Genomic DNA, 26,471 nt, shown 5'->3' with positions numbered 1-26,471 from the left:
GCCGATGCATACCGGCCAACTGGAGGGAATCAATAACCGGATTAAGGTGATGAAGCGGATGGCTTACGGATACCGCGACTCCGAATTCTTCTTCATGAAGATCAAAGCCGCGTTTCCCGGAAATCCGTGATGAACCTAAAAAAAGGGGACGTAACACTTTTTCGAAGAAAAAGTGTTACGTCCCCTTTTTTTAGCGGCCCCGACTTTTATCGCGTAAGGCGGTACAGCAGTAGCGCTGTGCGAATTGCTCCTTGCTCAATCGAGCGCACATCCAGATCTTCTCCCGGCGCGTGGGCGCCCTTCCCTGTGGCGCCCAGGCCATCGAGGCTATCGACATATGGCGCGACGAATTGCACGTCGCCGGCTCCGCGCAAGCCGGGCGGCAGTGCGGCGATGGGGCCCAGGCCGGCGTCGGCGCTGGCTTTCGAATAGATTTCCAACAGTTTCAGGTTGCCTGCGGTGGGCGCCATCGGCGGGTAGCCGTCCTGGAAGGTGATTTCGGCGCTGGTGCCGGGAAGGCTTTGGGCGACGATGGTGCGCATGCGGGCGCGGGCTTGCTCGCCTTGCTCCGGTGTCAGGAAGCGCAGGTCGCCTTTCACTATCGCGCTGTTGGCGATGACGTTGGATTTACCGAATGCGGTCCCTTTGGAGGGGCCGCTGTGGGTGACTTCGGTCCCGCCCAGGATCATGCCGGGGTTGAAGGTCAGGTTGGGTTCCTGCAGTTGCTGGCGGAAGGCGTCCAGGATGCGGGCTGTTTCGTACACCGCGCCATAACCGGCGCTGGCGGTGAAGATGCCGGAAGAGTGGCCTTGCTTGCCCTTTACGGCCAGATCCCAGGAGGTCGAGGAGCGGCGGCCGATGGTGCCGGTGGCTTTGCCGTTTTCATCGAGCACGGTGGCTTCGAAAGCCAGGGCGACGTCGCTGCGCTTGGCCAGGTCGACCATGTCGCGGCGCGAGATTTCTTTCGGGTCGCCTGCATTTTCTTCGTCGCCGGTGAAGATCACGCTGATGGTGGTGTTATCGAGGGCGCCCGCGGCTTTCAATGCGCGCAACGCTTCGATGATGATGACGTCGCCGCCTTTCATGTCGTTGACGCCCTGGCCGCTGGCGCGATCGCCCTGCCTTTCCCATTTAGCCATCGGCGAGTCGGCTTCGAAGACGGTATCGAGGTGGCCGATCATCAGTACGCGTTTGCCTTGCTTGCCTTCACGCGTGGCAACCAGGTGGCCGGCGCGCTGCATTTCCTTCGGCATGTCGATCCATTGGGTCTTGAACCCCAGCTTGTCGAATTCGGCGCGGAACACTTTGCCGACTTCGCGCACGCCTTTGTGATTCATGGTGCCGCTGTTGATGTTGACCGTCTTTTCCAGCAACTCCAGTGCTTTGGGCGAGTTGCCCTTGACGATGGCGACGATGCGCTCTTCTTCGCTCGTGAGTGATTGGGCTGCGGCGCTGCCCATCAGTCCAGCGGCAAGCATCGAAACGAACAGGCGGGTCAAGCGCATTTCTGGCATCCTCCTTGAAGTGTGTTCGCAACTTTACTACGGAAAAATGGTATGAGCATCCGTGTTGGCATTGGCGGCTGGGACTTTGCTCCCTGGCGCGAGACTTTTTACCCGCCCGACGTTCCCATCAAGCGCGCGCTGGAATATGCGAGCAGCGTGCTGACCAGCATCGAGATCAACAGCACCTTCTACCGCAACGCCAAGCCTGAGCATTTCGCCGCCTGGGCCGAACGCACGCCGGACGATTTCGTGTTTGCAGTGAAGGCCTCGCGCTACGCCACCAATCGCAAGGTGCTGGGCGAAGCCGGCGATTCGGTCGAGCGCTTCATGGACAGCGGCCTGTCGGAACTGGGCGACAAGCTCGGCCCCATCCTCTGGCAGCTGGCCGCCACCAAACGTTTCGATCCAGATGACCTGGACGCTTTCTTCAAGCTGCTGCCGAAGAAGCTGGGCAAGCGCAAGCTGCAGCATGTGCTGGATGCGCGCCATGAGAGTTTCATGTGTCCTGAGTACCTCAAACTGGCGAAGAAGCACAAGATCGCGACGGTCATCACGGACTCGCCGAAATACCCGAACTTCAGCGAAGTGACCGGCGATTTCGTCTACGCGCGGCTGATGGATGCGCGCAGCGAGGTGGCGACCGGCTATACCAAGCCGGCGCTGAAGAAATGGGCCGCGCAAGCGCAGGAATGGACGGCCGCAGGCAAGCGAGACGTATTCGTCTATTTCATCAATGGCGCCAAGGAGCGCGCGCCGGCGGCGGCGCAACAGCTGCTGCGCGAACTCGCGCGCTAGCCGGGCGCCCGTTCGCTCAGCGCCCCAGCCCTTCGAACCATTGCAGGGCGCGTGTCCACAGCGGCTGCGCGTGCGGACGGAAGTAACCCATGTGCCCCAGCTTGCCCAGGCCGGCGGCGGACGGATCGATGTCCACCCCATGCCAGGGAGCGTTGCGATAGCCGGACATGAACGCATCACGCGACAGCGGCGGCGCCCACAAGTCGTCGGTGGCGTTCAGCGCCAGGATCGGCGTGCGTACGGTAGCGAAGCCGTCCGCGATTTCCGGCACCTCCGGGTCGTCGAAGAAATAGCGCGGGAAACTGCACCAGCGCTTCCATTGGTGGTACACGCCCATCGGCAAATCCTCGCCCATGCCTAGCTTGCTCCAGGCCAGGCGGCCCTTCCAGCGCGTGACGATGGGGCCGACGATATGCCACATGGCCAGTACGCGCAGGCGTTCCAGGCGCGGCATCCAGCCGTGCCAGCCCGCCCCGACGCCGAACAGGTACACGCCGGCGAACTTGTCATGGTTCGGCACCAGCCCGAGCGCGTGGCCGCCATAGGAGTGGCCCACCATATAGAGCGGCGTGTTGTCGGATGGGGCGAAGTATTCGATGACCGCCTTCAGGTCCAGGTAGGCCCAGTCGAGGAAGCTCGCTTCGAAGCCGCGCAGGGTGCGCGGCGCCGAACCGCCCACGCCGCGATAATCGAAAGTCAGCACGGTATAGCCCTGCCCCGCCGCGAATTCGGCGAAGCGGCGGTAGAAGCCCTGCGGCACGCCGGTGGCGCCGGCCACCAGCAGGCGCGCTTTCTCCGGGCCGCGCGCACGGTAGCACATGGCGGACAGCGGGTAGCCGTCAGCGGCGCGCAACTCCAGTTTTTCCGCCAGCAGCAAGGCGGCAGCAGGCATATTGCTCATGTTCTCTTCTCCACTTCAGCATTGGCATCAGCGCATCCATCGTCTGCACCATGGGCGCGGTGTCGCCCGCGACGCGGGCTTGCAGCAGGCCGCCTTCGTAGGCTGCCAGGATCAGGGCGGCGATGCCTTCGGCGCGCTGGCGCTCGTGGCCGGCCAGCACCAGGGCGTCGGCCATGCGGCCGCGCAAGGCGGCGAAGCCGGTTTTCAGGGCGGTGCGGATTTCCACGTCGTCGGCGGTGGACTCCAACGCCACCGCCGCCAGCGGGCAGCCCAGTTCGAATTCGCTGTCATCCAGGCCGCGCAGGGCGCGCAGGATCCAGGCTTGCAGCGCGGTGACCACGTCGGGCTCGCGCTCCATATAGGTATCGAGCTTGTGCAGCAGGAAGCTGAAGGTGGCTTCGATGGCCGCCACCGCCAGTTGGTCCTTCCCCCCGGGAAAATGGTGGTACATCACGCCTTTGGGCGCCTTGGCCGTGGCCAGGATCTCGCTCAGGCCGGCGCCGTGCAGGCCACGGTGCTGCAGCGTGGTGATCATGGCGTTGATCAGGCGTTCCCGCGTGGTGATTTGGTGAGTCGTCATGCACTCACTCTATAGACCGGTCGGTCCAGTGTCAAGTGCTGCAAATCCCGTTGCCCTTGGTAAAATACTCCTTTGGGCGATAGCCTAGCTTTCGAGACTTGCAAATGAGCCAACATTTTTCCGGCAGCCTGTTCATGGTTGCAGCACCATCCGGTGCCGGTAAATCGACTCTGGTCAATGCGCTGCTGGCGCAGGAACCAAGCATCAAACTGTCCATCTCGACCACCACGCGCCAGCCGCGTCCGGGCGAGCAGCATGGCCGCGAATACTTCTTTACCACGGCGGAAGACTTCCGCAAGCGTGCCGACCAGGGCGAATTCCTGGAGTGGGCCGAAGTGCACGGCAATTATTACGGCACCTCGCGCATCTTCGTGGAAGAGCAGATGAAGGCCGGTACCGACATCCTGCTGGAGATCGATTGGCAGGGCGCGCGCCAGGTCAAGAAGCAGTTCCCGCAGGCGAACGGCATCTTCATCCTGCCGCCCTCCTTCGCGGCACTGGAAGAACGCCTGCACAAGCGCGGCCAGGACGAGGTCCATGTGATCAACCGCCGCCTGCTGGCTGCGGGCGGCGAAATCGCCCACGCGCCCGAGTTTGAGTATGTTATTATCAACCAAGAGTTCCCGGTCGCCTTGTCGGAGCTGAGCGCGATCGTCCGATCCGCACGTTGCCGTTTCGCGCAACAATTCGCCCGCAATGCCAAGTTGATGTCCGAGTTGGGCATCCACGCCGACCACGCAGAATAAACACCGCATTCACCCAGGAGTTAAAGCATGGCCCGTATCACTATTGAAGATTGCCTGAAAAACGTACCTAACCGCTTCCAGCTGACCCTGGCAGCCACCTACCGCGCACGCCAGCTGCTGCAAGGCCACACCCCTAAGGTCGAAGCCAAGGACAAGCCAACCGTGGTCGCCCTGCGTGAAATCGCTGCAGGCAAAGTAGGTCTGGAAATGCTGAAAAAGGTCCCTATGTAAGCTGGGAACCTTTTTGTTCCCGATATGAACCTGACTTCCGCCGATCCCAACATCAGCGAACAGCCCGCACGGCGGGCCCGGCGCCCGGCTAAGCAACAGCCGGGCGTTGACGTTTCTGCATCATCGATTTCCAGCTCCCCGCTGGCCGCGCCGACCGTGACCACGGGCGTCGCCACCATCACCCACCTCACCGAAAAACTGGCCGAGTACATGAACGAGGCCGACCTGAAAAAGGTCAAGGAAGCCTATCGCTTCTCGGACGAGATGCATCTGGGCCAGGTGCGCAAGTCGGGCGAGCCGTACATCTCTCACCCGATCGCGGTGGCCGAGATCTGCGCCGACTGGAAGCTCGACGCGCAAGCCATCATGGCCGCGCTGCTGCACGACGTGATGGAAGACCAGGACGTCAAAAAGGACGAACTGATCGAACGCTTCGGCGCGCCGGTGGCGCACCTGGTGGACGGCTTGTCCAAGCTGGAAAAAATCGAGTTCCAGAGCCAGATCGAAGCGCAGGCGGAAAACTTCCGCAAGATGCTGCTGGCCATGGCCTCGGACGTGCGCGTGATCCTGATCAAGCTGGCCGACCGCCTGCACAATATGCGCACGCTGGAAGTGATGATCCCGGCCAAGAAGCGCCGCATCGCGGCCGAGACGATGGAAGTCTACGTGCCCATCGCGCACCGCCTTGGCTTGAACAACATCTACCGCGAACTGCAGGACCTGTCCTTCTCCCACCTGTACCCGACGCGCTACCACGTGCTTGCCAAAGCCGTGAAGGCCGCGCGCGGCAACCGGCGCGAGGTGGTGACCAAGATCCTGGAAGCGGTGAAGAACACCCTGGCCGCCGCCGGCATCAACGCCGAGGTGTATGGCCGCGAAAAGACCCTGTACGGCATCTACAAGAAGATGCGCTCCAAGCACCTGTCGTTCTCGCAGGTGCTGGACGTGTACGGCTTCCGCGTGGTGGTGGACAGCTTCTCGCACTGCTACGTGGCGCTGGGCACCCTGCACTCGCTGTACAAGCCGATGCCGGGCAAGTTCAAGGACTACATCGCGATCCGTAAGCTGAACGGCTACCAGTCGCTGCACACTACCCTGATCGGCCCTTACGGCACGCCGGTGGAATTCCAGATCCGCACCCAGGAGATGCACCGCACCGCCGAATCGGGCGTAGCGGCGCACTGGCTTTACAAGAGCAACGACGCGAATATCTCGGACATGCAGCAGCGCACCCACGCCTGGCTGCAATCGCTGCTCGACATCCAGCAGCAAACCGGCGACTCGGCCGAATTCCTGGAGCACGTGAAGGTCGACCTGTTCCCCGATTCGGTCTACGTCTTCACGCCGAAATCCAAGATTATCGCCCTGCCGCGCGGCGCCACCCCGATCGACTTTGCGTATTCGATCCACACCGGCATTGGCGACCACACGGTATCGGTCAACATCAACGGCGAGCCGGCGCAGTTGCGCACGGAACTGCGCAACGGCGACATCGTGGAGATTGTCACCGATACGAATTCGCGCCCCAGCCCGACCTGGCTGTCGTTTGTCCGCACCGGCAAGGCGCGCTCCGCGATCCGCCACCACCTGCGCACCATCAACCTGCCGGAGTCGATTGGCCTTGGCAGGCAGCTGCTGGCGCAGGCGCTCGACGCGATCAATGTGCCGGGCGAACTGCCGCCGGCGCTGATGGAACGCCTGCTGAACGAATCTTCAGCCAAGTCGATGGAAGAGCTGTATGCCGACATCGGCATCGGCAAACGCATGGCGGCCCTGGTGGCGCGCCACATCTTCGGCCTGCTGGGCGGCGAATCGGCCAGCGCACCGATCGAGCACACCAGTTCGAAAGAACTCGACCCCGTCACGATCTACGGCAGCGAAGGCGTATCGGTGCAGCTGGCGCCATGCTGCCTGCCGATCCCGGGCGACCACATCGTCGGTCAACTGCGCCGCGACCAGGGCCTGCAAGTACACACCGGCGACTGCTCCGTCGCCAAGCGGTTGAAGCAGAAGGAACCCGAACGCTGGATCGCAGTGAAATGGGGCACCGAGATCAACCGCCGCTTCGACAGCCGTATCCGCCTGATCATCAACAATGAGAAGGGTATTTTGGCGCGCGTGGCCGCCGAAATCGGCGAAAGCGACGGCAACATCACCTTCGTCGGCATGGATGAAGACAGAGAGCACGTCTTGCACCAGCTTCGCTTCACAATCCAGGTAAAAGACCGCGTCCACCTGGCCGCCCTGATCCGCAACGTGCGAAAAGTAGCCGGCGTCAACCGCGTCACCCGCGAGCGCGCATAGAAGGGGTCAGACCCTTGGGTCTGACCCAGGTTTGCCGGGTTTACGCATCGCAAAGTCATTCTGGATCGCAAAGCGTATCCGCATCAAATCGCTCTCAGTAAGCGGAAGTTCAAATAACGCGCGATAAGCAGATTGCCTCGACGGCCCATCACGCCCCAAACCCAAATAAACCCCGTGCGGCACCAACCAATCATCCACCATCTCCTCCGCGTTGGTGCGATAACTCGACCACGGATAGTGCCCTGGGTAGGAAACAATTCCAGCGCGCACAGGGTTCAGCTCGATATATCGTTGGCAGGTCAAAAGATACGCCTCGCTGTCGATCAACGAAGCGTGATATCGGCCCTCCCACATTGTTCCTGTTGTTCCATTGCGGACGTGCATCCAGTGCGCGGTGAATTGAGAAATAGCCTTCATCAATTGCGATTGAGCGTTTCTCTCATGTACGGTCAGTAGCAAGTGCACGTGGTTAGTCATCAGCACATATGCGTGAATGTCGCAGCCTGTACGTAGACTGTGCTCAGAGAGGAGGCCCCGGTAGTGCGCCTTATCCTGGTCGTCGTGAAAGCAAGCGCGTCGATTGTCGCCACGCTGGATGACATGCAGGCAGCTTCCTGGTGGATAATTTCTGAGGGCGCGTGTCATTTGACCTCCTTAACCCGGTAAACCTGGGTCTGACCCAAGCCGGATGGCCGTCCCGTCAGACCCCGTCTGTTCAAGCTTAACGGGGTAAAGGAGTTTGCGTTTTGCGTACGCTCAAGGGGTGGGGGCGGGGTAGCTGACTTCTAATATTTCGAGCTCTTCGGCGCCGTTGGGGGTGTGGAGGAGGACCGTGTCGCCTTCGCGGGCTTTGGTCAGCGTTCGTGCGACGGGGCTGATCCAGCTGACCTTTCCTTTCAACGGGTCGAATTCGTCGATGCCGACAATGGTTATCGTGTGCTCTTCGCCATCGCGCTTGGCATAGGTAACCGTGGCGCCAAAGAAGACCTGGTCGTTGCCGTGGTGGATGCTGGGGTCGACTACCTCGGCCAAATCCATGCGCTTGGTCAGGAAGCGGATGCGGCGGTCGATCTCGCGCAGGCGACGCTTGCCGTAGATATAGTCGCCGTTTTCCGAACGGTCGCCATTCGAGGCGGCCCAGTGCACCACCTTCACCACTTCCGGACGTTCGACATCGATCAGCTGCAGCAGCTCATCCTTGATGCGCTGGTAGCCGACGGGCGTGATGTAATTCTTGGAACCAGGGGGAATCGGCGGCGCGCCTGGCGGCAGGTCGTCGTCATCGTCCTGATCGCCCTCTTTGACAAAAGCTTTGTTCATAACCGTATTCTAATTATTTGGTGCAATAATGGCACTCACATGAAGCGATTGTACACATTCAGACGGCGCCTGTTTGCGCCCCTCGTCTACCTTGCCGCCCTGTTCCTGATCTTTGAGGAATGGCTGTGGGACGTCGGTGCGCGCTTGATGGCCAAGCTGTCCGCTTTCCCGCCGTTCCGGGCGCTGGAGCGCATGATCTGCAGCCTGGGCCCGGCTGCCGCCATGGCCGTGTTCCTGCTGCCGGCATTGATGCTGTTCCCGGTCAAGCTGCTGGCCCTGTTCGCCATGGCGCGCGGCCACGCCATCATGGGCCTGAGCGTCTTCGTGCTCGCCAAGATCGCGGGCGCCGCTGCGGTGGCGCGGCTGTACGCGCTGACCCGCCCTTCCTTGCTGAAGCTGCGCTGGTTCGCCTGGCTGCACTTCCGCTTCATCGAACTGAAAGACCGTTGGATCGCCCGCCTCAAGGCCACCGCCGCTTGGCGCGAATGCCGTGCGCTGATTGATGGCATACGCGATGCCCTGCGCCGCTGGCGCGCTGGTTGGCGCCGCGGCCGCTTCGCAGCACGCCCCATGCGTATCCTGCGCCGCTTCAGCGCGTTCTGGCGCATGCGCCGCCGCTGACCTGACCCCAACTTCATGCGCCCTGCCTTGCCGACAGCCCTCCACAATATTGCCGCCAACGCTCCCGGACTGGTCTACCAGTTCCGCCGCAATGCCGATGGCAGCGTGACCTTTCCCTACCTGAGCGACGGCTGCCTGGCCCTGCTGGGCATTACCGCCGCCGAACTGCAGGCCGAGCCGGAACGTTTCCTGTCGCTGGTGCTGGCGGAAGACCGTCCAGCCTACCTGGAATCGATGCAGGCGTCCGCCCACTCGCTATGGAGCTGGAACTGGGAAGGCCGCATCTGGGTCGAGGCCTGGAAGGACGTGAAGTGGATCAACCTGCGCAGCACCCCGCACGCCCTGCCCGACGGCGCCGTGCAGTGGGAAGGCATCATGTCCAACATCACGGAAAGCAAGCAGGAGCAGCTGGAAGTGCGTGCCAGCCGCGCCCGCCTCGCCGAGTTGACCGCCCACATCGAAAAGGTGAAGGAGCAGGAGCGCGAGCGTATCGCGCGTGAAATCCACGACGACCTGGGCGGCAACCTGACCGCCATCAAGATGGCCATCGCGATGCTGGCCGCGCGTTTGCCCGAAGGCGACGAAACCCTGCAGCAGAAAGCCGCCTACGTCGACTCCCTGGTCGACCGCACCATCGACGCCGTGCACCGCCTGACGCTGGACCTGCGCCCTTCCGTGCTGGACTTCGGCCTGCTGCCCGCGCTGGAATGGCAGGCCAAGGAATTCGAGGCCCAGGCTGGCATCTCCTGCACCGTGCTGGCCAGCATGAAAGAACTCGAACTCGATCCGGAACAGGCCACCGCCCTGTTCCGGATCGCGCAAGAAGCGCTGACCAATATTGCCAAGCATGCGCAAGCGAGCGCGGTCACCATCAAGCTGACGCGCAGCCGTGGCGTGGTGACCTTGAAGATCACCGACAACGGGCGCGGCATCCGTCCCGCCGACCGCGCCAAGCCGGACTCTTTCGGCCTGCGTGGCATGGCCGAGCGGGCGCGGGCGCTGGGCGGTACGCTGAACCTGGGACATCCCCCCGGCGGAGGTACCGAAGTGATGATCAAAATCCGGCTCCCGGCACGTGCGCCAGACGTTAAAATAAATCATGAGTGAAAAAAGCGTCATCAAAGTCTTCATTGCCGACGACCACGCCATCGTGCGCGAGGGTTTGAAGCAAATCCTGGCCGAGACCAAGGACATCGTGGTCGCCGGCGAAGCCGAAAATGGCCTCGACGCCATCAAGCTGTTCCGCAAGTCCGGCTGCCACGTCATGCTGCTCGATATTTCGCTGCCAGACCGCAACGGTATCGAAGTGCTCAAGCAGATCAAAAAAGACAAGCCTGAGCTGGCCGTGCTGATGCTTTCCATGCATCGCGAAGACCAGTACGCCATCCGTTCACTCAAAGCCGGCGCTGCCGGCTACCTGACGAAACAAAGTGCGCCGAAAGAGTTAGTAAATGCAATCCGCCAGTGCGCTGCGGGTTTAAAATATGTAAGCCCGGCATTGGCCCAGGAACTGGCCAACCATGTCGGCGAGGACCACACGGCTGCGCCGCACGAAGCGCTGTCGGACCGCGAGTACCAGACCCTGACCATGATTGCCTCCGGAAAAACGGTGGGCACCATTGCCAAGGAGCTATCACTCTCGGTCAAGACAGTCAGCGAGTACCGCTCCCGCCTGCTGGCCAAGATGAACCTGAAGAACAGCGCCGAACTGACTCACTACGCCATCAAGAACCAGCTGATCGACTGAGAAATGATGCTAGGAAGTAAGCACATTTCCCCTCGTTTATCACCGAATCAAGCGACTGGACAGTGGCTTAAGATGCTAGTAACGGTAAAACCTTAGTAAAGGCTGTACGTCAGATGTCTAGCAAACCCACCAATCCAGCCGCGGCGGACATGAATCCGGCTGATATCGCTCGCGAGGCTTTCCGCCGCCTCGCAGTGCGCCGGATTGCCCCTACGCCAGAAGCGTATCGCGACATCTACAACGAAATCGCCGGCATCGTCGAGGCGCCTGTCGCGGCCCCGGCCGTGCAGGAAAGCCCGGCAGAAACCATGCTGGCCCAATTCGCAGCCCGCCTGACCGACCAGCCGGGCGACCTGGCCGACTTCGGCCGCCGCTTCAACCGCGCGGTCAAGGCGCGCGACTGGGATACCTACGCCCGCACGCTTGCCTCGCTGGCTGAGCGCCCCCTGATCAAGGTCGGCGCCGGCGGCCTGGTACCGGAAGAAAACAACGAGCAAGCGCGCCAGTTGCGCGAACTGCTGAGCCGTACCCTGACCTTTGCCGTCGCCTCCCTGCTGTCTGCCACCCCTACCCTGGTGGCCGAAGCCGAGTCGCTCGGCGCAGCGACCAAGGAAGCGCATACCGAAGCTGCCCTATCCGAGATCGGCGCCCGCCTCAAGCAGCTGTGCTACCAGATCGAGATCCGCAGCGGCGATACCGCCGAGCAGCAAGAACTGCTGCTGCGCCTGTTCCGCCTGCTGCTGGAAAACGTCAGCGAACTGCTGGACGACGATTCCTGGCTGCGCGGACAGATCGACGCCGTGCAGAACCTGATCGCCGGCCCACTCGACCAGCGCGCGCTGGAAGAAGCCACGCGCAGCCTGAAGGACGTTATCTATAAACAGAGCCAGCTCAAGCACTCGATCACCGATGTGAAGGCCACCGTCAAGAACATGATGATGACCTTCATTGACCGCCTCGGCGTGGTCGCGACCTCGACCGGCGATTTCCACGAAAAGATCGGCGGCTACTCCGAGAAGATCCGCGCCGCGCACGATATAGGCGAGCTGAACCAGATCTTGGACGACGTGTTGAAAGAAACCCGCCAAGTGCAAAGCGAGGCCCTAAAGGCACGCGACAATATGATGGTAGCGCGCCAGGAAGTGCAGGACGCCGAAGCGCGCATCCACGCGCTGGAAGCCAAGCTGCAGCACCTGAGCGAGCTGGTGCGCGAAGACCAGTTGACCGGTTCCCTCAACCGGCGCGGCCTGGACGATGTGTTCGAACGCGAAACGGCCCGCGCCGACCGCCGCGGCACCCCGCTGTGCATCGCCGTGCTCGACCTGGACGACTTCAAGAAGCTCAACGACACGCTGGGCCACATCGCCGGCGACAACGCACTGAAGCACCTGGTCAAGGTTGTCAAAGAAACCCTTCGCTCAATGGACGTGATCGCCCGTTTCGGCGGCGAAGAATTCTTGATCCTGCTGCCCGAGACCACGCTCGAAGCGGCTGAGGCGACCATGACCCGCTTGCAGCGCGAACTGACCCGCCACTTCTTCATGCACGAGCATGAGAAAGTGCTGATCACCTTTTCCGCCGGCGTCGCCCTGCGCCGACCCCACGAGCCCCAGGCCGACCTGGTCAAACGCGCCGACGAAGCTATGTACAAGGCCAAAAAATCCGGCAAGAACCGGGTCGTCGTAGCCGAATAGTCAATAACACCCCAACAAGCCCGCCCCTCCGGCGGGCTTTTGCTTTTTGACGAGTTCTCGTGAAACTTAAGACTTGCCAGCAGCGGCTGAGCCAGCGGGTCTGCCCCTTGGGTCAGACCCAGATTTACCGGGTTTGAGCCTCCAGACCCGATGGCCTTCGATCCAAGAGGCCTAGATTTCCCAGTCCTGAAGATTTTTTTGCCCCTGAAAAATATTTTTTTTCGGCCTAAAGTTCAGTAAAAGCCCGCCGTATAAGCGGCACTCTGTAGGCAACTTGAGGGTAAAAAGAGTGAGATTTACCTGCTAAATCCCCCTAAAGGTTCCCGTGCGGCAACCGTTACCCAAAACAACAGCGGCTTGATCGCCACAGAACAGCGTGGCGGGCCAATGTGAATGAGCAAATTGCCCAATCAGTAGTACCGAATGGAGAAATACCATGGCTTCCGTAATTAACACCAACATCTCGTCCCTGAACGCGCAGCGCAACCTGACCGCCTCCCAGGGCAGCCTCGCTACTTCCCTGCAACGTCTGTCCTCCGGCCTGCGTATCAACAGCGCTAAAGACGATGCGGCAGGCCTGGCGATTTCCGACCGTATGTCTTCCCAGATCCGCGGTATGAATCAGGCTGTGCGTAACGCAAACGACGGCGTTTCGCTGGCTCAGACCGCTGAAGGTGCACTGGCTTCGTCCGGCGACATCCTGCAGCGTATCCGTGAACTGGCAGTGCAGTCGTCCAACGCCACCAACTCGGCTTCCGACCGTCAAGCTCTGCAGACCGAAGTTGGTCAGCTGTCGCAAGAACTGAACCGTGTTGCGCAAACCACCACCTTCAACGGCCAGAACCTGCTGGACGGCACCATGGGCACCGCTACCTTCCAGGTAGGTGCTGATGCCAACCAGACCATCTCGGCTTCCGGTGCCAACTTCCTGACCAACACCTACGGTGACAACCGTGTGGAAAACGACCAGGTAGCTGTTGGCGCGACCACCAAGCTGGTGGCTGCCAAGGCAGTAGACGTTGCAGGTGTGCGCGGCTCCGCTTCCTACACCACCGTTGCTGGCGATTCCGCCAAGTCGATCGCTGCTGGCGTGAACAAGCTGACCTCCCAGACCGGCGTGACCGCAACTGCCCGTACCGATGCCAACCTGGCTCTGGGCGCCAGCCAGTCGTACTCGCTGGACCTGGTGGGCGACAACGTCGGTTCCGCAGTGCGTATCTCGTTCTCGACCGGTGCAACCGTTTCTTCGGCAACCGACTACGCTGCTGGTATCAATGCCATCAATGCACAGTCCGCCAAGACCGGCATCACCGCCCAGTACGATGACAAGAACGGCGGCATCAAGCTGACCAGCGCCACCGGCGCCGACATCTCGCTGGTGAACCAGTCCTCCGCTGCCAACACCAAGCTGGACGTGGCTTCCTACACCACCGCTAACGGCCTGACCACGGCATTCGACGCCAAAGCAGCTGCCGCTACCGCTGTTGCCAACGGCCGCGTGACCTTCGACTCGGAAAGCTCGTTCTCGGTCAAGGATAACGGCACCGGTTTCGGCGTGGGCGCACCTGCAGCAGCAGCGACCATCCAGGCTTCGACCCTGAAGGCCGTGTCGACCCTGGACGTGACCACCTTCGACAACGCCCAGCTGGCAATCAAGATTGCTGACGCGGCTCTGGCTTCGGTGAACAACCAGCGCGCAGCTTACGGTGCACTGCAGTCCCGTTTCTCGTCGACCATCTCGAACCTGAGCACGACGACCGAGAACCTGTCCGCATCCCGCAGCCGTATCGTCGATACCGACTTCGCACAGGAAACCGCCAGCCTGACCCGCGGCCAGATCCTGCAACAAGCTGGTACCGCAATGCTGGCCCAGGCTAACTCGCTGCCAAACGGCGTGCTGAGCCTGCTGCGCGGCTAAGCGCCAGGTAGTTAGCTAAAAAGCGGTTCCCCGCTCCGGTTCGCCGGACCGGGGAATTTTCCGTAGGAGGTCTCTATGACTATCGATTCAATTACTGCTACTGTGCCGCGGGCTGACCGCAGCATTGCGGGCTACGATTTCGTGGCTCTCCCGGTGGCAGGCCGTAGCCCTGCTGCTACGGTGGAAACCATCGATGCGGTCAAGGCCAAGGAGGCTGTACCTTCCAGGAAAGAAGTGGAAGACGCAGTCACCAAACTCAACAAGTCGGTGCAGGAACGGGCCCAAAGCCTCGTCTTTTCCATCGACGATGACAGCCACCGCACCATCGTCAAAGTGATTGACCAGCACACTAAGGAAGTCTTACGACAGATTCCCACTCCGGAAGCCCTGGAGATTGCGAAATCGATCGATGCCTTCAAAGGTGGCCTGCTGGTAGACCACGAAGCCTGAACGCTGGCCACTGCATTCCAGGCCCGGCCTGTCCTTGCGGCAGACCGGGCCTTTTTACGTTATGCTGCCTTGACGGCCAGATTGTCTTTTCGGACACGAATAAACAGGTATTTCCCCCTCTCAAGTCCCCTTTGAATCTGCCGTAAACAAGTTAGACTTATCTTGTTACCTCAGGAGTTTGCCGTGGCCGTTTCTTCTACCCCTGCACTTGCATCACCGGGCATTGGCTCGGGTCTGAACGTCAACGACATCGTCGACAAGCTGATGGCTGCCGAGGCTGCGCCGCTGCAAGGCTATGACAGGAAGACTGCCTCCTATCAGGCCAAGGTGAGCGCCTACGGCCAGCTGAGCGGGGCCGTCGGCGTGTTCCAGAGCGCACTGAGCAGCCTGAATTCTGCCACCGCCTTCAAGGGCTTGTCGACTACGGTGGGCAATAAGGACGTGCTGGGCGCCTCCGCCAGTTCAAAGGCCGTGGCCGGCAACTACCGGATCAACGTTTCCCAGCTGGCCCAGGCGCAGACCCTGATGACCAGCGGCATGGCCAGCAAGACTTCCAGCATCGGCCTGGGCGGCTCCACCACCCTGTTCTTCCAGTTCGGCAGCGCCAGCGGCAGCTTCGGCTTGCAGGGTACGGGCTTGAGCTCTTCCATGCTGACCAGCGGCCTGAGCAATGGGTCGCTGAGCATCAATGGCACTGCGATTGCCACCTCGTCCAGCACCAACAGCGCCAGCGCGCTGGCCACGGCGATCAACGACAAGAGCGGCACCACGGGCGTCACCGCCAGCGTCGCCAATATTTTCTCGACCTTCGGCGACGTGGCAACTGACGCCGGCGGTTCGTATAGCCTGAAGGTAGGCAACACCGTCATCGCAACCCAAGGCGCGGGCGTGGCCGCCGGGGCCGGCGTCACCGCCGCTTCGCTTGACGCCGACCTGGCCAATTCCGGCGGCGCCACCGCCACCGCACTGGCCGCCGCCGGCATCACCTTTACCGGCAGCGCTGCTGCCGGCACCCTGGAATTCCGCAGCGCCAGCGGCGCCAGCGTCGCCATTACCGAAACGGCTACCGGCGTAACGGGCGGCGCCAAGACCGCAACCGGCGCGGCCAATGCTGGCGCCAGCTACACCTCGGCCAGCAGCGTGACCCTGGCTGCAGCCAACGGCAATCCGATCACCATCGCCGGCACCAATCCGGCAGCGGCCGGCCTGACTGCCGGCACCGGCGGCAGCGTGCTGGGCGGCGGTTTCACCCAGGACGCGAGCCAGCCTTCCGGCTCGGTGGTGATCGACAGCAGCAACAACACGCTGCAAGGCGTTGCCGATGCAATCAACAAGGCCAGCCTGGGCGTCACAGCCACCATCGTGTCCGACGGCAGCAGCAATCCTTACCACCTGGTGCTGACTTCCAATAAGACCGGCGAAAACGCCTCGATGAAGATTAGCCTGAGCGGCGACGGCAGCAACCCGCCCGATGCTGCCTTGCAATCCCTGCTCGGCTACGATCCAGGCAGCAGCCAGTCCATGCAGCAGACCACGGCGGCCCAGGACACCAAACTGACCGTCAACGGCATCGCCGTCAGCAGCCACTCGAACACCGTGAGCGAAGCCATCCAGGGCGTGAGCATGACGGTCAACCAGGTTGGCAGCAGCACGCTAAACGTCGCGCGCGACACCGGCAGCGTGAAGACGAACCTGCAGGCCTTCGTCAAAGCGTATAACGATCTCAGCGGCGCGCTGAAAAAGCTTACCGCCTACGATCCGGAAACCAAGAAAGCCGGGGCGCTGCAAGGCGACCCGGCGGCGCAGTCGATGATCTCGCAACTGCGTCGCATGCTGGGCGGGCAGATCACTGGCCTGTCGGGTGGCTTGACCAACCTTGGCCAGGTCGGCATTACGTTCGGAAAGGACGGCACCCTAAGCCTGGACGACGCCAAACTGAACAAGGCGATGGACTCCAATTTCGGCGACATCGCAGGCCTGTTCACTGCCATCGGTAAAGCCACCGACCCGAACGTCAACTTTGTCAGCTCGACCGCCAAGACCAAGCCCGGCACTTTCGACCTCAATATTACGAACCTGGCCAGCCAGGGCTCGCTGACCAGCGCTGCCGCAGTCGGCGGCAGCACGACCATCAGCGCCAACACCGTGTGGGCCGTCACCCTGAACGACACCACCCCGAGCAACGCGAAGAATATCGCCAACGTCACTATTCCGGCAGGTACCTACACGGCAGACCAGCTGGCGAAGATCGTGCAGTCGTCGATCAATGGCTCGTCCGCGTTTTCCTCCAACGGCACCAGTGTTGCCGCTTCGATCGACAGCAACGGCAAGCTGGTACTGTCCTCGAGCAAATACGGCTCGACCTCGAACATCGCCCTGGCCGATGTCAGCGGCAGCACTGTGTCCAGCATTTTCGGCGGCGCGACCCCGGTCGTGGGCACCGACGTTGCGGGCACACTGGGCGGTAAAGCCGTGGTTGGCAGCGGCCAGACGCTGACCGGTGCCGATGGTTCCGATGCCGAAGGCTTGAAGATCGAGGTCACCGGCGGCGCCTTGGGCGACCGCGGGACTGTCGGTTTCTCGCAAGGCTATGCCTACCAGCTCAACAACCTGGCGACGTCCTTCCTGGGTACTGGCGGCCTGCTGACCAGCGTGACCGAAGGCTTGAACAACAGCATCAAGGATGTGGCCAAGCAGCGCGACGCCTTCTCGGCCAAGCTGGATGATATTGAAAAGCGCTACCGCGCCCAGTTCAACGCACTGGATGTGACCCTGTCGAAGATGCAGAGCACACAAGCGTATTTGACTCAGCAATTGGCTGCTATTTCCAAGAACGGCTGAGTACAGGATTAAGGAGAGATTATGTTTGGAACTACCTCACGCGGCGTCAATGCCTATGCGAAAGTCGGCCTGGAAACCGGCGTCACGTCGGCCTCGCCCCATAAGCTGATCGTGATGCTGTACGACGGCGCATTGGCCGCGATCATGACCGGTATCACCCAAATGAAGGCAGGCAATGTGCAGGAAAAAGGCAATGCCATCTCCAAAGCCATCCGCATCATCGACGATGGCCTGAAAGCCAGCCTGGACAAGGAAGTCGGCGGCGAGATCGCCCGCAACCTGGACGCGCTGTACGACTACATGAGCCGCCGCCTGCTGGAAGCAAACATCAAGAACGACCCGGCCATCCTGGACGAGGTGCGCGGCCTGCTGGCCGACTTGCGCGACACCTGGAACCAGATCGGCGGCGCCAATACCGCAGCCAACACGAATGCCCAGCCTGCTGCCTTCGCCAGCATGTAACAAAGGATGACAATGACGAACGTAGAAGTATTGACCGCCTACACCGCCATGGCAGCACTGACCCGCAAGATGGTGGCGGCAGCAACGGTAGCAGACTGGGATGGGCTGGAAGCGCTGGAAACCCAGGTGACGGCCCACGTCGCCGCCCTGCGCGGCAACGAAGAGGCAGTCACGCTGGACGCGGGCGAGCGCCAGCAGAAGCTGGGCCTGATCAAGCAGATGCTGGACGATGACCGCCAGATCCGCGACCTGACCATGCCATGGATGGCGCAGCTGTCCAAACTGATCAACAACACCGGCACTGAACGGCGCCTGGCCGCCGCCTACGGCGCCGTCTGATCGGGGCGGCGATCATGCTGCCCCCGCGCCTGGATGTCCGGGGCGTCAGTGCCACCAGTGCGGCGTCGGCCGCGCCCGCGGTTGCCGCGCCCCGCCAGGAAGCCTTCCAGCGCGCCCTCTCCCAAATGGTCGGGCAAACCCTGCCCGCCCAGGTCCTCAGTAAATTCTCCGATGGCAGTTTCCTGGTACGCGTGGCCGACACCAATGCGCGCATGCTGCTGCCCAACGGTATCAATACCGGCGACGAGCTGCCGTTGACGGTGGTCAGCGGCCAGCCGCGCGCCACGCTGCAAGTGGGCGCAGGCAGCCCACAGGCCGGCCAGATGGCCACTTTCGTCGCCGGCGACCAGATGCCCGAGATGCCGGGCGATGGACGCCTTCCGTCTCAGGAAGCCGCCATCCTCAACCTCAGCGGCAAGCAACCGCAAGCGGCGGAAGCGGAAGGCGCACATCCCGGCCAGGCCGCGGCAGCGCAAGCCCAGGGCGGCCGCGCGCTGAGCCCCGGTGCGGCACTGTTGAGCAAGGCGCCGCTGGTGCCCGCCGACCAGTTGCCCTCCCTCGGAAAGGACACACCGCAAGCCGCCTTGAGCCCGGCCGCGCGTGCCATTGCCAGCGCTCTCGCGTCGGCCTACACCGCGCCCGGTGTTCCGGTCACCATCAACGGCAAGACGCCATTGAGCACCGGTGGCCCGCCCGACACGGGCAAACTCAGCGAAGGCCTTCAGCGCGCCCTTGGCGACAGTGGCCTGTTCTACGAATCCCACGTGGCCGAATGGGCCGAAGGCAAGCGCTCCCTGCAAGACTTGCAGCGCGAACCGCAGATGCAGCGCCAGGCCGCCACCCAGGGCCAGGCCGACGCAATGGCAAAAACGTTAGCCGGGCCCGACTTGTCGGCGGCCCAAATGATCAACCAGCAATTGCACACGCACGAGCAGGGCAAAGTCATGTGGCAAGGCGAGGCTTGGCCGGGACAGCAGATGCAATGGCTGGTCGAGCGCGACCAGCAGCAAAGCGATGAAGGCGGCCAAGGTGCACGCCGCGAAGGCCGCGATGGTGACGGCGCAGATTCCGTCTGGCGCAGCGGCGTGCGCTTCCGCTTCCCCATGCTGGGCAAGGTCGCCGCCAACGTCACCCTGGTTGGCGACCAGGTCCACATTTCGGTGCAGTCCGGCTCGGAAGACACGGCGGCCACGCTGCGCGCCTGGGCCGGCGCCCTGCAGCAGGCAATGGATGCGGCCGGTGCGCCGCTGACCTCGCTCGCCATCAATGCGGAGGCCAACGATGGCGCAAGCTGACAGCCAGGATCCGCCGCGCAGGCCGCTGCAAAGCGCCGTCGCCCTCGCCTACAAAAGCGGGGAAGCGGCGCCGAAAGTGGTGGCCAAAGGACGCGGCCTGGTCGCTGAACAGATTATTGCCGTCGCTGCCGAGCACGGCGTGCACATCCACGAGTCGAAGGAGCTGGTTTCATTACTGATGGAGGTGGACCTGGACCACCAGATCCCGCCCATGCTCTACCGTGTAATTGCGGAACTGTTAGCATGGCTTTATCATATTGAAGCAGCGCAAAAGACTGGCAAGCCCCCGCCCCCGGCGCCGGATCTCAGCGTACCGAATGATTCCCCAGACAATGGACTTTGATGCACAGCTATATATCGGACTCGGACATGGAGAACTGGCATGATTTCGAGGTTTCGTCGCCCCGGGAAATCACTGCCCTGCTGCGTAGCATCGGCGAGAAAAACCAGCTGATCCGCATGCTGGTGGCGGGCGAGTCCGACGTGTGCGTCACGTCCATCCTGGAAGTCGATGCCGAAGGCGGCAACGTCATCCTCGACTGCTCCATCAGCCCCGACCAGAACCGCCGCATCCTGGGCGCAAAGCGCCTGTCATTCGAGACCACACTCGACAAGATCCGCATCATGTTCGGAGGTAACCACATTGAGTCCTGCACATTTGAAGGCAGCCCTGCCTTCAAGATGCTCCTGCCTACCAGCCTGATCCGCCTGCAGCGCCGCGAGTTCTACCGCATGGCGACGCCGGTCACAAATCCCGTGCGCGCACTGATCCCGCAACCGGCCGAACTGGGCGGCGGCAGCAAAGCCTTCCCGCTGGCCGACATCAGCTGTGGTGGCATTGCAATTCTCGACAACAGCCTGGTATTGGGCGACACGATCGGCAAGGTCTACAGCGACTGCCGCATTGAACTACCTGAAATTGGCACGATTACCACCGGCCTGCAGATCCGCAACTCGCTGGACCTGACGCTTTTAAACAACAAATCCAACCGTCGCCTGGGCTGCCAGTTTGTCGACATGCCGCGCTCTGCTTTGAATGCCGTGCAGCGCTACATCACCAAGCTCGAGCGCGAACGCAACGCCCGCATCGCTGGCCTCGAATAAGCACGTAAAAAGCGGCATCAAAAAAAGGGGACGTAACACATTTTCGAAGAAAATGTGTTACGTCCCCTTTTTTACGTCCGCTTTTTTACTTCTTAGACTTGCATGTTCATGATGTCGTGATACGCCTGCACCAGCTTATTCCGCACCTGTGCGGTGGCCTGAAACTGGATGCTGGCTTTTTGCATCGAAATCATCACATCCGAGAGGTTGACCGAATCATCTCCCATCTGGAAGCGCTTGCTCAGGCCTTCCGCCTGGTCCTGGCTGGCTTGGACCGAGTCCAGCGCACCCTTCAGGGCGTTGCTGAAGTCCGGCTTCTGTACCGCCTGCTCGGTCTGGATCGCCGGCGGGGTGGCCGAGGGCCGCGTCGCAGCCGCATGCAGCTGGGCGATCATGGCCTGGATTTGGCTAGAATCAATTCCGCCTGTTCTCATATATTGACTCCAAGATACAATATTCCTGTTTTCAGGCTTCCAGAATACCCTTGTGAAAGCAAGGGGATAGCCCTGAGCAGGAAGGCAAACGGGCGCCTATTCAGGCCTTTAAATGGCGCAACAGCGCCTGATAATGTGCAACAGGCCCATTAACCCACAGTGATTACCCATGGCTGCAGCCGCCGAACAAGTCGACATCGAAGATCCAGAAGCCCAGCAGGCGCCTCAGGGCCGCTTTGCCTTCTTCCAGACCCCTATGGGCAAGATGGTGGTGCGCGGCGCGGCTGTCGCGGGCGTGCTGGCCCTGCTCCTGATCCTGTGGCTGTGGAATAAGGAATCGGACTACAAGGTCCTGTTCGCCAATTACACGGACAAGGATGGCGGCGCCATCACGGCGGCCCTCGACCAGATGCAGGTCAAGTACAAGCTGGCTGAAGGTGGCCAGGCTATCCTGGTGCCTTCCGAACAGGTACATAGCGTGCGCCTGCGCTTGGCGCAGCAGGGCCTGCCAAAAGGCGGCAATGTCGGCTTTGAAGTCATGGAAAACCAGAAGCTGGGCGTTTCCCAGTTCCTGGAACAGGTGAATTACCAGCGCGCGCTGGAAGGTGAACTGGCGCGCTCCATCCAGTCCATTGGCGCGGTCGAATCGGCGCGCGTCCACCTGGCGCTGCCGAAACCTTCCGTCTTCGTGCGTGACCAGCAGAAGCCGACCGCTTCCGTGATCCTGCAGTTGCATGCCAACCGCATGATCGATCCGGCCCAGGTCAGCGCCATCGTGCACCTGGTTGCCTCTTCCGTGCCGGAATTGTCGCCTGCTAACGTCACCGTGGTGGACCAGGCCGGCAATCTGGTTTCCGACCTGAACAAGAACGGCAACGCGGCCAATAACGCCAAGAATCTCGATGCCTCGCAGCTCAAGTACGTGCAGGAGTTGCAGAACCAAGTCATCAAACAAGTCGAATCCATCATCAAGCCGATCGTAGGCGAAGGCAATGTGCGCGCCGAAGCGGTGGCCGATGTGGACTTCTCCGCCATCGAGCAGGCTGCGGAATCCTTCAAGCCGAATTCGCCGCCGGCCGCTTCGGCCATCCGCAGCCAGCAGAGCAGCGAGACCAGCGGCACCGCCAACAGCAATCCTGGCGGCATTCCGGGCGCGCTGTCGAACCAGCCGCCGGGCGTTGCCACTGCCCCGCTGACTACCACGCCGCCAGGCACTGCCGGAGCTCCGGGTCAGCCAGGAACGGGCGCAGCCACCACCGCGACCGGTCCTTCGCATAAGGAATCGACAACCAATTATGAGGTCGACAAGACCGTGCGCTATGAACAGAAGGCAATGGCCGGACTGAAGCGCATGACCGTGGGCGTCGTAGTAAACTATCGTCGGACCATCGATAAAAACGGCAAGGTCGTGGTCAAACCGCTGAGCGCGGATGAGATGGCGAAGATCAACAGCCTGGTCAAGGAAGCCATGGGCTATAACCAGGACCGCGGCGATTCCGTCAGCGTGGCCAATGCGCCGTTCGACGGTGTCGACAAGGAACCGGAAGCCCCGCTGGAATGGTGGCGCGATCCGGCCAACTTGCCGCTGGCCAAGGAGCTGGCGAAGTTCCTGATCACAGCCCTGATCCTGCTTTACATCCTGCTGCGTATCGTGCGTCCAATGATGCGTCCGGTATTCAAGAAGATCGATGCGATCAACGAGCCGGAACCGGAACCGGAACCAGAGCCGATCGCCGAACCGCTCGGCCCGACACCGGAAGAATTGCTGGCGGAGGAGATCGCCAAGATGGAAGAAAACACTGCCCGCACCTACCGCGACAACCTGGCGCTGGCGAAAAAACTGGCAGCGGAAGATCCGCGCATCGTCGCCAACGTCATCAAGGAATGGATAGGCAACAATGACTGAGAATACCGGATTGCAAAAGGCCGCCATCCTGATGCTCGCGATGGGTGAGGCCGAAGCCGCTGAAGTAATGAAATTCCTCGGCCCGCGCGAAGTGCTCAAGCTGGGCGCGTCGATGGCGACCATGAAGAACATCCCGCATGAGATGGTGGTCGATGTGCTGGACGATTTCCGCGACCAGTACGCGGCCGCATCCACCGTGGGCCTCGATTCGGACGAATACATCCGCCAGGTGCTGACCAAGGCGCTGGGCGACGACAAGGCGTCCGTGCTGCTGTCGCGCATTTTGGGCGGCAAGGATGCTTCCGGCATCGAATCGCTGAAGTGGATGGATTCGCAGTCGGTGGCGGAATTGATCCGCAACGAACATCCGCAGATCATTGCCACCATCCTGGTGCACCTGGAACGCGACCAGGCTTGTGAAATCCTGGGCCATTTCACCGACCGCCTGCGCAACGATGCGGTGCTGCGTATCGCTACACTGGATGGTGTGCAGCCGGCGGCGCTGCGCGAACTGAACGACGTGCTGACCAAGCTCTTGTCCGGTAATGAAAACATCAAGAAATCGACGCTGGGCGGTGTACGCGCGGCGGCTGAGATCCTGAACTTCATGTCCGGCGAGCAGGAACAGAACGTGATGGATAACATCAAGAACTACGACAACGATATGGCGCAGAAGATCATGGACGAAATGTTCGTGTTCGATAACCTGATCGATGTTGATGACCGCGGTATCCAGTTGCTGCTGCGCGAGGTGCAGTCGGAGATGCTGATCATTGCGCTGAAGGGTGCTTCGCCTGATTTGCGCGACAAGATCTTCAAGAACATGTCGGCGCGTGCGTCGGAGATGATGCGCGAAGACCTGGAGAATAAAGGGCCGGTGCGCTTGTCTGAGGTGGAGACGCAGCAGAAGCAGATCCTGCAGATTGTGCGGCGACTGGCGGATGAAGGGCAGATTGTGCTGGGTGGTAAGGGTGAGGATTCGTTTGTTTAACCTTCAACCCGGCAAGTCCGGGTCAGGCCCAAGGGTCAGACCCCTGGTCCGCGATAGCCGTCGGTCGGGTCTGACCCTTGGGTCTGACCCAGGTTTACCGGGTTAAAAGCAAGCATAGCAATGACGACCATCCCAAAAGAACAGCAAACCGCCTACCAACGCTGGGAACTGCGTTCCTTCGGCGACTCACGCCCCAGCGCAGTAGCGCAGCGCGAACGCGAGGAAGAAGAAGCCCGCGCCATCGCAGCGCAAGAAGCCGCCGCACAAGCCGAAGTCCAGGAAGCCGAATACGCCGGCGAAGAACACGTCCCCGCCCTCGACTACCCCACCGAAGAAGAACTGGCCGCCATCCGCGAGCAAGCCCGCCAGCAAGGCTACGACGAGGGTTTCAAGGCCGGCCACGAAGAAGGCATGGCGCAAGCCCTGGACGAACAACGCGCCGCGAGCGAACAAGCCATCGCCCCCGTGCGCCAGATCGCAGACAATTTCAGCACCGCCCTGCGCGAAGCCGACCAGGCCATCAGCAATGAGGTGCTGGAACTGGCCCTGCACCTGGCCAAGGGCATGATCAAGACCGCCCTGCGCGTCAAGCCCGAACTGATCCTGCCGGTCGTGCGCGAAGCCATCGAATACCTGCCCGTTCTGCAGCAGCCCGCGCTGCTGATCCTGAACCCGGAAGACGCCGCCGTCGTCCGCGAAAGCATTGCCGAAGAACTCGACAAAGGCGGCTGGCGCGTCATCGACGACCCGACCATCGAGCGCGGCGGCTGCAAGGTCGATACCGCCTCCAACCAGATCGACGCCACCGTGGCCTCGCGCTGGCAGCGCCTGAGCCTGGCGCTCGGCAAGGATATTGACTGGATCGACTGAGATGGGCGCCCCCGAGCCACAAGTACACGCAGGCCGCTGGCGTTCCTACCTGAACGACTGCGCCACCCTGGTCGATTTCGTCGAGCCGATGCAAGTCTCCGGCCGCGTCACGCGCGTGGCAGGCCTGGTGATGGAAGCGGTCGGCCTGCGCCTGGCGGTCGGCGCCGCCTGCACCGTCCCCCTGCCCTCCGGCGGCAAGGTGGAAGCGGAAGTCGTCGGCTTCGAAGGCGACAAGCTGTTCCTGATGCCGCAAAGCGATGTCGAAGGCATCATTCCCGGCACCCGCGTCTTCCCCGTCGAACAAAGCGTACCGAAGCCAGGCACCGTGAACCACCCGCGCCGCCGCCCCAGCGACCGCGCGCGCCACCTGCCGGTCGGCCCCGAGCTGCTGGGCCGCGTGGTCGATGGCGCCGGCCGTCCGCTCGATGGCCTGGGCCCGATCCAGACCACCGATTCCGCACCGATCAATGTGCGCCCCGCCAATCCACTGGGCCGCGCGCCCATCGTCGAAACGCTGGACGTCGGCGTGCGCTGCATCAACTCCATGCTGACCGTGGGCCGTGGTCAGCGCATGGGCCTGTTCGCCGGTTCCGGCGTCGGCAAATCCGTCTTGCTGGGCATGATGGCGCGCTATACCGAAGCGGACGTCATCGTGGTCGGACTGATCGGCGAGCGGGGCCGTGAGGTGAAGGAATTCATCGAGCAAATCCTGGGCGAAGAAGGCTTGCGCCGCTCCGTGGTGGTCGCAGCGCCAGCCGATACGCCGCCGCTGATGCGCATGCAAGGCGCCGCCTATTCCACGGCGATCGCCGAGCACTTCCGCGACAAGGGCCAGAACGTGCTGCTGATTATGGATTCGCTGACCCGCTACGCCATGGCGCAGCGCGAAATCGCCCTGGCGATCGGCGAACCGCCAGCCACCAAGGGCTACCCGCCTTCGGTCTTCGCCAAGCTGCCGGTGCTGGTGGAACGGGCCGGTAATGGCGAAGTCGGCGGCGGCTCGATCACGGCTTTCTATACCGTACTGACCGAGGGCGACGACCAGCAGGATCCGATTGCCGACTCGGCGCGTGCCATCCTGGATGGCCACATCGTGCTGAACCGCCGCCTGGCCGAAGCCGGCCACTACCCGGCGATTGATATCGAACAGTCAATCAGCCGCGCCATGCATTCGATCACCACGCACAACCACCAGAACCAGGCGCGGCGGCTGAAACAGTTGTTTTCGCGCTACGAACGCAGCCGCGACCTCATTGCCGTAGGGGCGTACACGCCGGGCACCGACCCGGTGCTTGACCAGGCCATCGCCCTGCACGATAAGATTGAGCAATTCCTGCAACAACAGATCACCGAGCAGGTGAACATGCCTGAGAGTTTGGGGCAGTTAACCTCTCTATTCGACTGATTAGTCCACTCG

27 protein-coding genes are annotated in these 26,471 nt (G+C 61.8%); 21 read left to right on the top strand and 6 right to left on the bottom strand.

All coding sequences use genetic code 11. The features are described 5' to 3' along the window. Positions 1 to 130: transposase (locus GM658_RS10780; RefSeq protein ID WP_211841847.1), on the top strand; the 130-nt coding region annotated here is incomplete at its 5' end. Positions 131 to 206: 76 nt separating this feature from the next. On the opposite strand, the gene GM658_RS10775 is transcribed toward GM658_RS10780, so the two are convergent. Next, positions 207 to 1,505 (bottom strand): M20/M25/M40 family metallo-hydrolase, encoded by a 1,299-nt coding sequence (locus GM658_RS10775; RefSeq protein ID WP_170298764.1) that lies wholly within the window; start codon positions 1,503 to 1,505, stop codon positions 207 to 209. Positions 1,506 to 1,556: 51 nt separating this feature from the next. Between GM658_RS10775 and GM658_RS10770 the strand changes: the two genes are divergently transcribed. Beyond that, on the top strand, positions 1,557 to 2,300 hold the full coding sequence (locus GM658_RS10770; RefSeq protein ID WP_155454030.1) for a DUF72 domain-containing protein: 744 nt from the start codon (positions 1,557 to 1,559) through the stop codon (positions 2,298 to 2,300). Between the two features lie 16 nt (positions 2,301 to 2,316). Here the strand turns inward: GM658_RS10770 and GM658_RS10765 are convergent, their stop codons facing one another. Together GM658_RS10765 and GM658_RS10760 are read right to left on the bottom strand one after the other, a co-directional pair. Then, a complete protein-coding gene (locus GM658_RS10765) occupies positions 2,317 to 3,201 on the bottom strand; it encodes an alpha/beta hydrolase family protein (RefSeq protein WP_229416855.1) in 885 nt (294 codons plus the stop codon). Next, positions 3,140 to 3,781 carry a TetR/AcrR family transcriptional regulator gene (locus GM658_RS10760; protein WP_155454029.1) on the bottom strand — a complete coding sequence of 214 codons (642 nt, stop codon included), beginning with the start codon at positions 3,779 to 3,781 and terminating at the stop codon, positions 3,140 to 3,142. The genes GM658_RS10765 and GM658_RS10760 overlap by 62 nt, the downstream gene beginning before the upstream one ends. Positions 3,782 to 3,885: 104 nt before the next feature. On the opposite strand from GM658_RS10760, the gene gmk reads away from it, so the two are divergent. Genes gmk through GM658_RS10745 form a run of 3 tightly spaced genes read left to right on the top strand, consistent with a single transcriptional unit; the run spans position 3,886 to position 7,062 of the window. Further along, positions 3,886 to 4,527 (top strand): guanylate kinase, encoded by a 642-nt coding sequence (gene gmk, locus GM658_RS10755; protein WP_155454028.1) that lies wholly within the window; start codon positions 3,886 to 3,888, stop codon positions 4,525 to 4,527. Between the two features lie 27 nt (positions 4,528 to 4,554). Next, positions 4,555 to 4,758, top strand: coding sequence for a DNA-directed RNA polymerase subunit omega (gene rpoZ / locus GM658_RS10750; protein ID WP_005665923.1), 204 nt, complete (start codon positions 4,555 to 4,557; stop codon positions 4,756 to 4,758). Between the two features lie 24 nt (positions 4,759 to 4,782). Then, entirely contained in the window at positions 4,783 to 7,062 is a 2,280-nt protein-coding gene (locus GM658_RS10745) for a RelA/SpoT family protein (protein ID WP_155454027.1), read from the top strand. 6 nt (positions 7,063 to 7,068) lie between these two features. On the opposite strand, the gene GM658_RS10740 is transcribed toward GM658_RS10745, so the two are convergent. Both GM658_RS10740 and greB read right to left on the bottom strand, forming a co-directional pair. Beyond that, the gene (locus tag GM658_RS10740) at positions 7,069 to 7,707 is read right to left on the bottom strand and encodes a transposase (RefSeq protein ID WP_155454026.1); all 639 of its coding nucleotides are present in this window, start codon (positions 7,705 to 7,707) and stop codon (positions 7,069 to 7,071) included. Between the two features lie 111 nt (positions 7,708 to 7,818). After that, positions 7,819 to 8,382 (bottom strand): transcription elongation factor GreB, encoded by a 564-nt coding sequence (greB, locus tag GM658_RS10735; protein ID WP_155454025.1) that lies wholly within the window; start codon positions 8,380 to 8,382, stop codon positions 7,819 to 7,821. A gap of 39 nt (positions 8,383 to 8,421) precedes the next feature. Between greB and GM658_RS10730 the strand changes: the two genes are divergently transcribed. The 12 genes from GM658_RS10730 (at position 8,422) to GM658_RS10675 (ending at position 20,853) form a co-directional block, all read left to right on the top strand. After that, the gene (locus GM658_RS10730; protein WP_155454024.1) at positions 8,422 to 9,003 is read left to right on the top strand and encodes a hypothetical protein; all 582 of its coding nucleotides are present in this window, start codon (positions 8,422 to 8,424) and stop codon (positions 9,001 to 9,003) included. Positions 9,004 to 9,018: 15 nt separating this feature from the next. Next, complete coding sequence (locus tag GM658_RS10725) at positions 9,019 to 10,110, top strand: sensor histidine kinase (RefSeq protein WP_155454023.1); 1,092 nt, start codon at positions 9,019 to 9,021, stop codon at positions 10,108 to 10,110. Next, positions 10,103 to 10,750 carry a response regulator gene (locus GM658_RS10720; RefSeq protein WP_155454022.1) on the top strand — a complete coding sequence of 216 codons (648 nt, stop codon included), beginning with the start codon at positions 10,103 to 10,105 and terminating at the stop codon, positions 10,748 to 10,750. The genes GM658_RS10725 and GM658_RS10720 overlap by 8 nt, the downstream gene beginning before the upstream one ends. Positions 10,751 to 10,863: 113 nt before the next feature. Then, positions 10,864 to 12,444 carry a GGDEF domain-containing protein gene (locus tag GM658_RS10715; RefSeq protein WP_155454021.1) on the top strand — a complete coding sequence of 527 codons (1,581 nt, stop codon included), beginning with the start codon at positions 10,864 to 10,866 and terminating at the stop codon, positions 12,442 to 12,444. A gap of 436 nt (positions 12,445 to 12,880) precedes the next feature. After that, positions 12,881 to 14,362, top strand: coding sequence for a flagellin N-terminal helical domain-containing protein (locus tag GM658_RS10710; RefSeq protein ID WP_155454020.1), 1,482 nt, complete (start codon positions 12,881 to 12,883; stop codon positions 14,360 to 14,362). Positions 14,363 to 14,437: 75 nt separating this feature from the next. Continuing rightward, positions 14,438 to 14,812, top strand: coding sequence for a flagellar protein FlaG (locus tag GM658_RS10705; protein WP_155454019.1), 375 nt, complete (start codon positions 14,438 to 14,440; stop codon positions 14,810 to 14,812). A 183-nt stretch (positions 14,813 to 14,995) separates the two neighbouring features. Next, positions 14,996 to 17,653, top strand: coding sequence for a flagellar filament capping protein FliD (gene fliD, locus GM658_RS10700; protein WP_371865071.1), 2,658 nt, complete (start codon positions 14,996 to 14,998; stop codon positions 17,651 to 17,653). A 21-nt stretch (positions 17,654 to 17,674) separates the two neighbouring features. After that, positions 17,675 to 18,115, top strand: a complete 441-nt coding sequence (gene fliS, locus GM658_RS10695) for a flagellar export chaperone FliS (RefSeq protein ID WP_155454018.1) — start codon at positions 17,675 to 17,677, stop codon at positions 18,113 to 18,115. 12 nt (positions 18,116 to 18,127) lie between these two features. Beyond that, complete coding sequence (locus tag GM658_RS10690) at positions 18,128 to 18,454, top strand: flagellar protein FliT (protein ID WP_229416853.1); 327 nt, start codon at positions 18,128 to 18,130, stop codon at positions 18,452 to 18,454. A gap of 14 nt (positions 18,455 to 18,468) precedes the next feature. After that, positions 18,469 to 19,749 carry a flagellar hook-length control protein FliK gene (gene fliK, locus GM658_RS10685; protein WP_155454017.1) on the top strand — a complete coding sequence of 427 codons (1,281 nt, stop codon included), beginning with the start codon at positions 18,469 to 18,471 and terminating at the stop codon, positions 19,747 to 19,749. Then, positions 19,736 to 20,092 (top strand): EscU/YscU/HrcU family type III secretion system export apparatus switch protein, encoded by a 357-nt coding sequence (locus GM658_RS10680; RefSeq protein WP_155454016.1) that lies wholly within the window; start codon positions 19,736 to 19,738, stop codon positions 20,090 to 20,092. The genes fliK and GM658_RS10680 overlap by 14 nt, the downstream gene beginning before the upstream one ends. A 26-nt stretch (positions 20,093 to 20,118) precedes the next feature. After that, a complete protein-coding gene (locus tag GM658_RS10675) occupies positions 20,119 to 20,853 on the top strand; it encodes a flagellar brake protein (RefSeq protein ID WP_155454015.1) in 735 nt (244 codons plus the stop codon). 92 nt (positions 20,854 to 20,945) lie between these two features. Here GM658_RS10675 and fliE read toward each other — a convergent pair whose 3' ends face one another. Further along, entirely contained in the window at positions 20,946 to 21,287 is a 342-nt protein-coding gene (gene fliE / locus GM658_RS10670) for a flagellar hook-basal body complex protein FliE (RefSeq protein ID WP_155454014.1), read from the bottom strand. Positions 21,288 to 21,456: 169 nt separating this feature from the next. On the opposite strand from fliE, the gene fliF reads away from it, so the two are divergent. The 4 genes from fliF to fliI all read left to right on the top strand — a co-directional run bounded on the left by fliF (position 21,457) and on the right by fliI (position 26,459). Beyond that, positions 21,457 to 23,193 (top strand): flagellar basal-body MS-ring/collar protein FliF, encoded by a 1,737-nt coding sequence (gene fliF, locus GM658_RS10665; protein WP_229416851.1) that lies wholly within the window; start codon positions 21,457 to 21,459, stop codon positions 23,191 to 23,193. After that, complete coding sequence (gene fliG, locus GM658_RS10660) at positions 23,186 to 24,184, top strand: flagellar motor switch protein FliG (RefSeq protein WP_155454013.1); 999 nt, start codon at positions 23,186 to 23,188, stop codon at positions 24,182 to 24,184. The genes fliF and fliG overlap by 8 nt, the downstream gene beginning before the upstream one ends. A gap of 120 nt (positions 24,185 to 24,304) precedes the next feature. Continuing rightward, a complete protein-coding gene (locus tag GM658_RS10655) occupies positions 24,305 to 25,054 on the top strand; it encodes a flagellar assembly protein FliH (protein ID WP_155454012.1) in 750 nt (249 codons plus the stop codon). 1 nt (position 25,055) lies between these two features. Then, positions 25,056 to 26,459 carry a flagellar protein export ATPase FliI gene (fliI, locus tag GM658_RS10650; RefSeq protein WP_155454011.1) on the top strand — a complete coding sequence of 468 codons (1,404 nt, stop codon included), beginning with the start codon at positions 25,056 to 25,058 and terminating at the stop codon, positions 26,457 to 26,459. Positions 26,460 to 26,471 lie beyond the last annotated feature (12 nt).

The organism is Massilia eburnea (genome assembly GCF_009720745.1).
GTDB classification, from domain to species: Bacteria; Pseudomonadota; Gammaproteobacteria; order Burkholderiales; family Burkholderiaceae_D; genus Rugamonas; species Rugamonas eburnea.
The sequence above is the reverse complement of the archived record's forward strand: the minus strand, read 5'-3'. Positions and strand labels throughout refer to the sequence as shown.

Coding starts and splice junctions, on each gene's coding strand:
- GM658_RS10775 (WP_170298764.1), bottom strand. CDS start 1,505: ATGCGCTTGACCCGCCTGTTCGTTTCGATGCTTGCCGCTGGACTGATG.
- GM658_RS10770 (WP_155454030.1), top strand. CDS start 1,557: ATGAGCATCCGTGTTGGCATTGGCGGCTGGGACTTTGCTCCCTGGCGC.
- GM658_RS10765 (WP_229416855.1), bottom strand. CDS start 3,201: ATGAGCAATATGCCTGCTGCCGCCTTGCTGCTGGCGGAAAAACTGGAG.
- GM658_RS10760 (WP_155454029.1), bottom strand. CDS start 3,781: ATGACGACTCACCAAATCACCACGCGGGAACGCCTGATCAACGCCATG.
- gmk (WP_155454028.1), top strand. CDS start 3,886: ATGAGCCAACATTTTTCCGGCAGCCTGTTCATGGTTGCAGCACCATCC.
- rpoZ (WP_005665923.1), top strand. CDS start 4,555: ATGGCCCGTATCACTATTGAAGATTGCCTGAAAAACGTACCTAACCGC.
- GM658_RS10745 (WP_155454027.1), top strand. CDS start 4,783: ATGAACCTGACTTCCGCCGATCCCAACATCAGCGAACAGCCCGCACGG.
- GM658_RS10740 (WP_155454026.1), bottom strand. CDS start 7,707: ATGACACGCGCCCTCAGAAATTATCCACCAGGAAGCTGCCTGCATGTC.
- greB (WP_155454025.1), bottom strand. CDS start 8,382: ATGAACAAAGCTTTTGTCAAAGAGGGCGATCAGGACGATGACGACGAC.
- GM658_RS10730 (WP_155454024.1), top strand. CDS start 8,422: ATGAAGCGATTGTACACATTCAGACGGCGCCTGTTTGCGCCCCTCGTC.
- GM658_RS10725 (WP_155454023.1), top strand. CDS start 9,019: ATGCGCCCTGCCTTGCCGACAGCCCTCCACAATATTGCCGCCAACGCT.
- GM658_RS10720 (WP_155454022.1), top strand. CDS start 10,103: ATGAGTGAAAAAAGCGTCATCAAAGTCTTCATTGCCGACGACCACGCC.
- GM658_RS10715 (WP_155454021.1), top strand. CDS start 10,864: ATGTCTAGCAAACCCACCAATCCAGCCGCGGCGGACATGAATCCGGCT.
- GM658_RS10710 (WP_155454020.1), top strand. CDS start 12,881: ATGGCTTCCGTAATTAACACCAACATCTCGTCCCTGAACGCGCAGCGC.
- GM658_RS10705 (WP_155454019.1), top strand. CDS start 14,438: ATGACTATCGATTCAATTACTGCTACTGTGCCGCGGGCTGACCGCAGC.
- fliS (WP_155454018.1), top strand. CDS start 17,675: ATGTTTGGAACTACCTCACGCGGCGTCAATGCCTATGCGAAAGTCGGC.
- GM658_RS10690 (WP_229416853.1), top strand. CDS start 18,128: ATGACGAACGTAGAAGTATTGACCGCCTACACCGCCATGGCAGCACTG.
- fliK (WP_155454017.1), top strand. CDS start 18,469: ATGCTGCCCCCGCGCCTGGATGTCCGGGGCGTCAGTGCCACCAGTGCG.
- GM658_RS10680 (WP_155454016.1), top strand. CDS start 19,736: ATGGCGCAAGCTGACAGCCAGGATCCGCCGCGCAGGCCGCTGCAAAGC.
- GM658_RS10675 (WP_155454015.1), top strand. CDS start 20,119: ATGGAGAACTGGCATGATTTCGAGGTTTCGTCGCCCCGGGAAATCACT.
- fliE (WP_155454014.1), bottom strand. CDS start 21,287: ATGAGAACAGGCGGAATTGATTCTAGCCAAATCCAGGCCATGATCGCC.
- fliF (WP_229416851.1), top strand. CDS start 21,457: ATGGCTGCAGCCGCCGAACAAGTCGACATCGAAGATCCAGAAGCCCAG.
- fliG (WP_155454013.1), top strand. CDS start 23,186: ATGACTGAGAATACCGGATTGCAAAAGGCCGCCATCCTGATGCTCGCG.
- GM658_RS10655 (WP_155454012.1), top strand. CDS start 24,305: ATGACGACCATCCCAAAAGAACAGCAAACCGCCTACCAACGCTGGGAA.
- fliI (WP_155454011.1), top strand. CDS start 25,056: ATGGGCGCCCCCGAGCCACAAGTACACGCAGGCCGCTGGCGTTCCTAC.